This is a genomic window from Paenibacillus sp. 2RAB27, assembly GCF_052115445.1.
Classification (GTDB): domain Bacteria; phylum Bacillota; class Bacilli; order Paenibacillales; family NBRC-103111; genus Paenibacillus_E.
This window is the reverse complement of the sequence record NZ_JBFRGR010000072.1, coordinates 1-7,822: the sequence shown is the minus strand read 5'-3', so window position 1 is coordinate 7,822 and position 7,822 is coordinate 1. Positions and strand designations below refer to the sequence as shown.

Annotated in this window: 10 protein-coding genes and 1 pseudogene; all 11 read right to left on the bottom strand. The window is 37.0% G+C overall.

What is annotated here, in order from left to right:
- Positions 1-519: 519 nt before the first annotated feature.
- The 11 genes and pseudogenes from AB4114_RS35175 to AB4114_RS35125 all read right to left on the bottom strand — a co-directional run bounded on the left by AB4114_RS35175 (position 520) and on the right by AB4114_RS35125 (position 7,460).
- Entirely contained in the window at positions 520-1,017 is a 498-nt protein-coding gene (locus AB4114_RS35175) for an NUDIX hydrolase (protein WP_441992582.1), read from the bottom strand.
- Positions 1,018-1,158: 141 nt separating this feature from the next.
- Complete coding sequence (locus AB4114_RS35170; RefSeq protein WP_441992581.1) at positions 1,159-1,434, bottom strand: GNAT family N-acetyltransferase; 276 nt, start codon at positions 1,432-1,434, stop codon at positions 1,159-1,161.
- 311 nt (positions 1,435-1,745) lie between these two features.
- Complete coding sequence (locus tag AB4114_RS35165) at positions 1,746-2,321, bottom strand: GNAT family N-acetyltransferase (protein WP_441992580.1); 576 nt, start codon at positions 2,319-2,321, stop codon at positions 1,746-1,748.
- Between the two features lie 256 nt (positions 2,322-2,577).
- A complete protein-coding gene (locus tag AB4114_RS35160; RefSeq protein WP_441992579.1) occupies positions 2,578-2,874 on the bottom strand; it encodes a hypothetical protein in 297 nt (98 codons plus the stop codon).
- A gap of 89 nt (positions 2,875-2,963) precedes the next feature.
- Positions 2,964-3,509, bottom strand: a complete 546-nt coding sequence (locus AB4114_RS35155) for an ATP-binding protein (RefSeq protein WP_441992578.1) — start codon at positions 3,507-3,509, stop codon at positions 2,964-2,966.
- A 233-nt stretch (positions 3,510-3,742) separates the two neighbouring features.
- Positions 3,743-4,003, bottom strand: a complete 261-nt coding sequence (locus AB4114_RS35150) for a hypothetical protein (protein WP_441992577.1) — start codon at positions 4,001-4,003, stop codon at positions 3,743-3,745.
- A 218-nt stretch (positions 4,004-4,221) separates the two neighbouring features.
- Positions 4,222-4,971: a class I SAM-dependent methyltransferase gene (locus AB4114_RS35145; RefSeq protein ID WP_441992576.1), complete on the bottom strand. Its 750-nt coding sequence runs from the start codon at positions 4,969-4,971 to the stop codon at positions 4,222-4,224.
- 134 nt (positions 4,972-5,105) lie between these two features.
- Positions 5,106-5,372, bottom strand: coding sequence for a CD3324 family protein (locus tag AB4114_RS35140; RefSeq protein ID WP_441992575.1), 267 nt, complete (start codon positions 5,370-5,372; stop codon positions 5,106-5,108).
- 287 nt (positions 5,373-5,659) lie between these two features.
- Positions 5,660-5,905 (bottom strand): hypothetical protein, encoded by a 246-nt coding sequence (locus AB4114_RS35135; RefSeq protein ID WP_441992574.1) that lies wholly within the window; start codon positions 5,903-5,905, stop codon positions 5,660-5,662.
- 454 nt (positions 5,906-6,359) lie between these two features.
- A pseudogene (locus tag AB4114_RS35130) lies at positions 6,360-6,581 on the bottom strand (DUF6547 family protein); the annotation flags it as partial.
- A 219-nt stretch (positions 6,582-6,800) separates the two neighbouring features.
- Positions 6,801-7,460 carry an HAD family hydrolase gene (locus AB4114_RS35125; protein WP_441992573.1) on the bottom strand — a complete coding sequence of 220 codons (660 nt, stop codon included), beginning with the start codon at positions 7,458-7,460 and terminating at the stop codon, positions 6,801-6,803.
- Positions 7,461-7,822 lie beyond the last annotated feature (362 nt).

The following is a 7,822-nucleotide window of genomic DNA, read 5'->3' as shown; positions in this document are numbered from 1 at the left end:
TACAGCACTTTTGCTCAAGAACGTGACAGGTGGAACGAGCGTCTTCATGAAGGAATTAAGCGTCAACGCTTTAGAAGAAACCCTATCCAATACCTCAAAGATATTGAATCGAGGGCTTGTGCGTTAATTGGTCAGTCGTAGAAAAAAAAACACTTGAACGTTTGAAACTACTCAAACATCCAAGCGACTCTCCTCTTGCTTCCAAGTTAGTGTCTTTTGAAACCAAGCTTCGGTTTTGGGATTTTCTTAGGGGCGAATTCGTTTAATTGGGCAGAAATTGTTCGAACAGATTCTCCGCCCATTTGTGGTTCGCATGAACGCAGATTCACTCACTCTATGCTTTCAATGTCTGTGAACTAAAACCCAGAATACGTTTATCAGCCTCATATAGCATCCATAAATCTTTTAAATTCATAATAAAAACCCTCCCAAGTTTGGTTGATTCTAGTTTCGCTAGAAATTGGAGGGTTTAATCTTATATTCCAATATTTAACTATCGTTATCCGATAGTTAAATGAGTTAGCATAATACAACCCAATTATCGAATCGTTGAAATCCGATGGGTAATTTCCCCGTCATTAACCATTCAACTGCCTGTATAACAAGTGGAGAAGAATTATCATTGGTAATTTGATCGATGGGAACCCACAATGCACCCAATGAATCTTGTCCTTCAAACTTTTCAGTAGTGCTTAAAATCATTCCATCGATATACTGAACTAGAAAAAATACGGCAACATGATGAATATGAGAAGTGCCCTTTTTGGGGAGTTCAAAAGGAATTAGATAGTCACAAACACCGACATTCTCTTTAATCTGTACGTTGATTCCAGCTTCTTCATGGAATTCCCTTTGTACAGCCTCTGTTAGAGATTCTTCGACTTCAATAGTACCTCCAGGAAGGTCATATCGCCCGAAGTATGGTCCTGCTCCMTTTCTGATGACTAATAACTTTTCTCCATCTAAACAAATTCCATATGCACCTAAATGCCGATGCCATTTTTCATTTTCGTTCACTAAAAACACCCCGCACAGAGAATATACCGCCTCTCTATAATTCTAGAGGATATTCCCAGTATCCTGCTCTTTACTTCAATGAAATAGGGACCGTCCAGACTGCGCGGCAGCCGACGATCCCTATTGAAGTAACGTTTGTCGTTAGCGGAATGAACGAATCTGTTTATGGTTTGGCATGAATCCAGTTTTTATACCTTTTTTGAATCCAGCATTTTCATAAAACAAAAGTGTCCCTTCCTCTTTTGAACCAGTGAGCAACATAACTTTATAACAATTTTGTTCCCATGCAATCTCTAATGCCTTTTTCAAAACTGCATCCCCATATCCTTTTCTTCTAAAATGGGCATGAGTAACTACATTTTCAATTAAACCATAAGGACGGGCATTTCTTGTTAAGTTTGGAATTATGACTAACACACAAGAGGCTACTAATTGATTATCTTATCCACTACGATATAGTGCATATTTAAATCATTGTAGATTCTGTCCCACAATGAGTCTAAATCCCCCACAATAAGTTCTGGGTCATCTTTGTTTAAATGTTTATATAGATCTAATAACTTGGGTAATTCGTTTTTGTTTATAGTTCTGATTGTTACATCTTTCTCCATAGTTCCACCCCTGAAAACGCCACGGATTCACCGGCAGCCATGTTTTGGTCGACTATTTAGCTATCGTTCTCAGTTAGAGTAATTCGAAATGTCTAATGCTTCGTTGACACAGGATTGCTAAAACTCCACACCGCGGACTTTAGAAAACACCATAGTATCACGCAATGAACCATCAACAGAAAGATCATCATTTCGTATAATTCCTTCTAAAGTAAAACCTAACCGTTCGGCTACTCTATAGCTTCTTATATTTTTTGAGTCACATCGAATTTCTACACGGTTAGCTTGTAACGCTTGAATCGCGAAATTCAAAATAGCCTCTACAGCTTCAGTCATATATCCTTGCCCTCCAAAAGATGTACGAACCCAGTAACCAATCTCAAACCTTCGTACCTTCCAATCAATATTGTGAAGCCCACTATTGCCAATTAATTCCCCAGTTTCCTTTAATAATATGAGTAATCTCATATCGGAGCGTTCTAAGAATTTTAATCTCGCTTTTCGTATGTTTGCCTCTGATTCTTCTGGTGTAGGCATGGTTTGTGCCCATGGCATCCAAGGAATTAATTCTTCCAAACTTTCTCTTATCGCTTCATTTACTTTTATTCCATCATCTAAAATTGGAGCACGAATAAGTAAACGTCTACTTTCAAACGCCTCTKGTATTGAAAACAAAATCGGGTCAGATGCCAATGCAACACATCTCCAATCAAAGTTTTCCAAACATTATCACATTTGGTGTTTGTTTTTACAAGGAATATTTTCCATCTAATCTTGATCGTTAGAGGGGAAAAGGCAGCCGGTCGTTTGTCAGCTGCCATCAAGTCATGATTAAACTATTTTCCTACGTTAGTTTAATGACCCGTCAGAATCTTGTTATTTTAAGACTCTCCATCAAGAACTTACTACAAGTCTTCCGTTACCTCATTAAATAATATCTTACAGTGACTTAAGTTCTAACTGGAATCCAATCACTTTTATTTATCGAAAAACTTGTTGAAGCACATTGCATTGCCTCATCTACGGTACTTAGGTCGAAATCATTTAGAACTACCCAATTCTTATCACACAAAAATAGATAGTATTTATCTCCATTTTTATATTTTGCTATTGCTAATGCAGTTATGGCTACTTCCTTTTGAGATCCGTCATCTTCTTCAAATATCATTTTTGATAGTGGCGTTTCGGGGCCATTGCAAGTGTGCATTATCACATTCGCACCATCCAAAACAGCAGGTACATTCACAATATTTCCCCCTCAGTGTGAATTAATTGTTAGTCACGGCTACTAAACTATCGTTCTTTCGTTAGTTTAATCCTGAAATGCTAAATGCTTCAGTTGATCAAGGATTGCTTGATTTGTTCTATTATTTCTGTGATATTATTGGGATCTTTTATTTCAAATAGATAATTAGCTTCGTCTTTACTAGGTGGTATTACTCCCGAATTTCCTTGTCGCTCCAACACTTCTAAAAAGCTCGATGCACTTCTGAAAATAGCTTTACTTTTTTGGGTTTGTTCAACTCGTGCTCTCAGTATTTCAATAGATAAATTAAAGTAAACAATAATACTTTTAAATCCCTTTTCATGAAAATATCTGAGTACATTTGTTCGTCCTGATTTATTTAGATTACAATTGCTTAAGATGATGTGAAAATTACTTTGCACTGCAGCATATTCAACAATCGCATTGGTAATAGAGAATTTTAGTGTGTTAGGTCCTTCTATGGGGAGAAGCTTCTTATAATGGCTATTAATAAATTCAGCATGATTATCCTGATCTATGACTATAGCTTGTTGTAAGACAGATTCCAATTCTTTAGCGAAAGTAGTTTTTCCACTATGCGTTATTCCAACCGTCATAACTACTAGGCGGTTCATATAATTAATCGCTCCTTTTATATTTTAGGTCGTACTTTCAGATATCGGATATTCAGAAAGTTCGTAACTCCTCCATCCCGAAGTGTATTCGAGGAACAATTGAATTATCCTGCCCCGGATAGCTAAAAAAGAGGCTCCCGCTGCTTATTGCGGCGGTAGCCTCTTTTTATAAAGTAACGTTCTTATGTTAGTTGAATTGTCATGCCGAATGTCCCGCAGCGTTAGGACTTTTTTTATTTACTGTAGCCTATATATTCACTCGCAAAAAATGTAACATCCTCAGTAAATTCTAATTGTTTGTTTACTCTTGTTTCACTTACTGTAACTCTCCAATTTAAACCATGCTCAGTAAATACCAATCTAGCGTTTTTAATTTCATATTTCCCCGCCCCCAAATGAGAGTACACTTTCTGATTTGCTTCTCTTTGTAAGATAAGAATCCCCAAGTAACTAACAACCATTAAAACAAGCAAACTCCACATTATTCTCTTCATCACTACAACTCCTTGAATAATCTCAAATAATTAGACGGAGTTACTTACAAATGTTTCAATTTCCTCATAATGCCCGCCAATTAGAAAGGAGTTTGTTCCATTATTCTTGCCGCCTGTTATCAAAACAGGCGGCCACTATTAATTTCAGAGGTAGCCTGTTTTAGATGCTTATTGAGCTATCGTTTCCCGTTAGAGTTTAATGAGTTACCTGAACTGGTTTACTTAACTGCATGAATTGAAAACCATTGAGGAAGGGCTGCCATGGGATTTATTTTCCAGTTACACAACTCATCTAGTTCTTGTTTCGAGAGCGAATTCCCTTCATCTTTTGACTCATCGATCCAAAATGAGCCATCCTCTGCATACATTTCTTCGATATGCTTAACACATAGACCCGATGAAATAATAGCATTCACAATATCCTGTATACGCCAATGAAGTCTTGGAACCTCATCTATAAGAAAAGGTCCAATAGCAAAAGGGCGGCTAAATGGGTGAATATCAAACATGATATACGCGCCATTACTTTTAAGAATTCTCTTTATATTGTTGTACATGGAGTTTAAATCATTAATCCATACATGGACTCCATTCGATGTATATACAAAATCATATTCATCACTTTTAATGTTACTTAGTTGCGTTGTATCATCGCATATAAATTCAATATCCCATCCATTTTTCCGAGCCAAGTTCGAGCTATTTTCTATTTGTCTTTCTGAAATATCGCACGATGTAACCCTTGCTCCCATTAAATGAAAAGCGAAGACTGCATGGTTATCTCCACTTGAAGGAACACATACTTTCTTACCAGCCAAATTAGGCATCGCCTTATTTATCATTGAATATGTTGTACGATGAAATGCCGATTCAGGGATCTGCATTATTTTTTCTATTACCTTATCTGTTCTATGTCTTTGATACCATGTTTCGGACCATTCATTCCATATTCCTCTTACATTTTCCATTAGAGTACCCACCTTTATGAAATTTGTTATTAAAATTATAGCAAGACAGAAACTTTTTAAATTTATAATAATCAACTAGAAAATAAATTTTACACAAAAAGTCGCACCGGATCCGATGCGACTTTTTGTATCCATTATTTTTTAGAGTAAATGATCTTTCTTATACTATGGTAAGAGAGACAGAACGTATCTGATAATTCATCAAAAGAAGAACCGTTTAAATACCCTTCGCGGATTTCTTCATTTCCATCATCCAAATATTTTCTACTCCCTGAATTTTGGCCCCACTTTTTATGCATTTCCTCAGGGGAGGGGATATATATTATTCCACCTTTTACATACTTCTGTATTTCCTTAAGTAATTCTTCTGGAAAGACGGTAACTGCATTCGCATATTTCATTTTAGCTCTGCTCCTTAAAATTTTTTTTGTTTTAAGGGGCAAAGTCTATACTATAAACAAAAGAGAATCATTTCACTATGGCGGCAACTTATTTCTAGCTCCATACAAACAACCGCCGTTGTTCATAGTTTAGACTTTGCACGGAGCCACTTCTTGTCGTTTAGATTTTGAACGAAGCCAATCATTATCATCATACCGCCATAACCTCCTTTTTTACGTGAATTAAAGATAAACTTCTCTTAACCTTTTTAATTAATTCGATAGTATTTCTCAACTATCTGTCCCGTTTAATCATCTAAACTGTATTGTTTGTTGTTCATAATGTCGTCGATAACCAGACTGATTTCATCAACATTTTTCCGATCTGTATCGAGCAAATATTTCCTATTTAAACCTGATTCATTAAATTCTTGGATTAAGATCAGGCACCGTTCCCCCATCTGGTGTTCGGGTATTCTCAACTGGTCTCTTTTTAAAAGAGTCTCATGATCAGTCATTAGTACCACATAGACCACATTCTGGGTTAAATCCATCAACTTGTCTCTTAGCCAATATGCCTCATCTGGAAAAGTAACATAATCTATTACAACATCAATCCCATTGAGAACGAAATTTCGAGTAAGACTTAAGATATTATTCCAAATGAGGGCCAACTCGGATTTGCTTTCCCAAGGCTTTTGTCGACCCCTAACGTGTATATGACTTACATCGTCACCTGAGATATATGCACTGTTTTTTTAAGCGTCCACTAGTGCAGTGGAAGTCGTTGATTTCCCTACTCCTGCTGGTCCTGACAATATATAAACAGTTTGCATTAACAAATCTCCCTCTTCAAAGTACATCAACCCCATGGGATATTGTACCATATTTGTTATAGGCCTATTGTGAAATCCTCCCGTTACTTTAATAAACAAAATAGGAGCTGCCGCGATGCAGTCCCCTAAACTATCGTTCTGCGTTACTTCAATGGCTTGGCTTTACACCATTTCACTTACTTGAATCCGGCCATTCATCTCCTTCTCTTCTGCAAACCCAATCAAAATACATTTCGGAGCCAAATGGTTCTGTTGCCATCTTTACCCCGTTCTTTGTAATTTCAAAGTCTTCAAGGTTAATCTGATCCGTTAAATAAACAAGAACATCATGGATTCCACCATCGCGAGCAGATTGAGCAATTATTGCAAATACCTCTTTTTGTTCAGTACTTAGCTCGCCTAGACTTTGTTGACCTTTTCATTCTCAACCGTTTTAGGCCAGCCATCTCCCATTATCCAGCGAGGGAGAACCACCTTGGCGTAGCTTGACTAAATCATCAATGAATATTTTATAAAGTTCTAATGCTTCTTGGTCCATTCGCTTATCCCCCAAGTTTATGTAATATCAGGTTTATGAACTTCTATATCACTTATATTCAGCTCTCGTTTTCCGTTAGGTTAATACGTATTGGGTTAATTCTCCTAAGTCATCAATAATTACATCAGCGTTGACATCTGAAGATACTGTATTGTTTCTTTTCCAAGCTGTTTTAAAACCTACAGCACAACTCGCTCTTATATCATTTTCAKGGTGGTCTCCTACAAATAGGGCGTCTTCAGCTTCAACACCGAGTTTAGATAATGCTCTTTTAAAAATTGCGGGATCAGGTTTTTGTAACCCCTCCCATTCCGATATAAGAACCTCATCGAATAAATGGCTGATACCCAATGCTTTGAAATTGTCATATTGGAATTGCCCATAACCATTAGAAACAAGTGCTATCTTGACCCCGTTATTCTTTAGCTGGCTAAGCATATTCATCAAATTAGGAAAACCTATACAATGCCTTTGAAATCCACTCACATAATCGCTTAGCAGTTCCTCCCAATCTATTTCCAGGATAGAGAACTCAGCTATAAGCTGTTGGTAAACTTTATCTTTCCAAACGTACCCATGGTTGTCTAGCTCTATGAAACGTTGCACAAAAGTATCTTTATCGACTACTCGAAATTGCGAATAGCGATTGTACTGGTCACGAACAAATAATAAAAGTGAAGTATCTCGGTCCAATAAGGTACCATCTAAATCAAAAAGCACTGCTTTAATATTCAAATCACACAGCCCCTTCAACAACATTCATATACTAATACGACGGGAATCATGCGTAATCCTTACATTTGGAACTAACCTCCCTCTATGAGGAATAGATTTTCTTTTAAATACTCTCTAAATCTTAGGATTTCGATGCTTTGCTAAAGGTTAGGGACAACGTGCCTATGGGATAATATTGAGTTAGATGAAAAAACTGGGTGTGGAAATATAAAWGAATGCCTCCACTTAGCCACTTGCCAAAAAAAAGTGGTTATTTAGGAATAATATGGTTGCACCTATGGATCTCCACATGTCTCATGGAGGTCAACCCTCCCATGTCTCACAGAGTCTACGCTCCCACATTCCTTCATTCAACCTGTCCA

What these genes read in the sequence shown, in the direction of transcription:
- AB4114_RS35155 (WP_441992578.1), bottom strand. Translation starts at nt 3,509, where the DNA reads ATGAACCGCCTAGTAGTTATGACGGTTGGAATAACGCATAGTGGAAAA.
- AB4114_RS35150 (WP_441992577.1), bottom strand. Translation starts at nt 4,003, where the DNA reads ATGAAGAGAATAATGTGGAGTTTGCTTGTTTTAATGGTTGTTAGTTAC.
- AB4114_RS35145 (WP_441992576.1), bottom strand. Translation starts at nt 4,971, where the DNA reads ATGGAAAATGTAAGAGGAATATGGAATGAATGGTCCGAAACATGGTAT.
- AB4114_RS35140 (WP_441992575.1), bottom strand. Translation starts at nt 5,372, where the DNA reads ATGAAATATGCGAATGCAGTTACCGTCTTTCCAGAAGAATTACTTAAG.
- AB4114_RS35135 (WP_441992574.1), bottom strand. Translation starts at nt 5,905, where the DNA reads ATGGATTTAACCCAGAATGTGGTCTATGTGGTACTAATGACTGATCAT.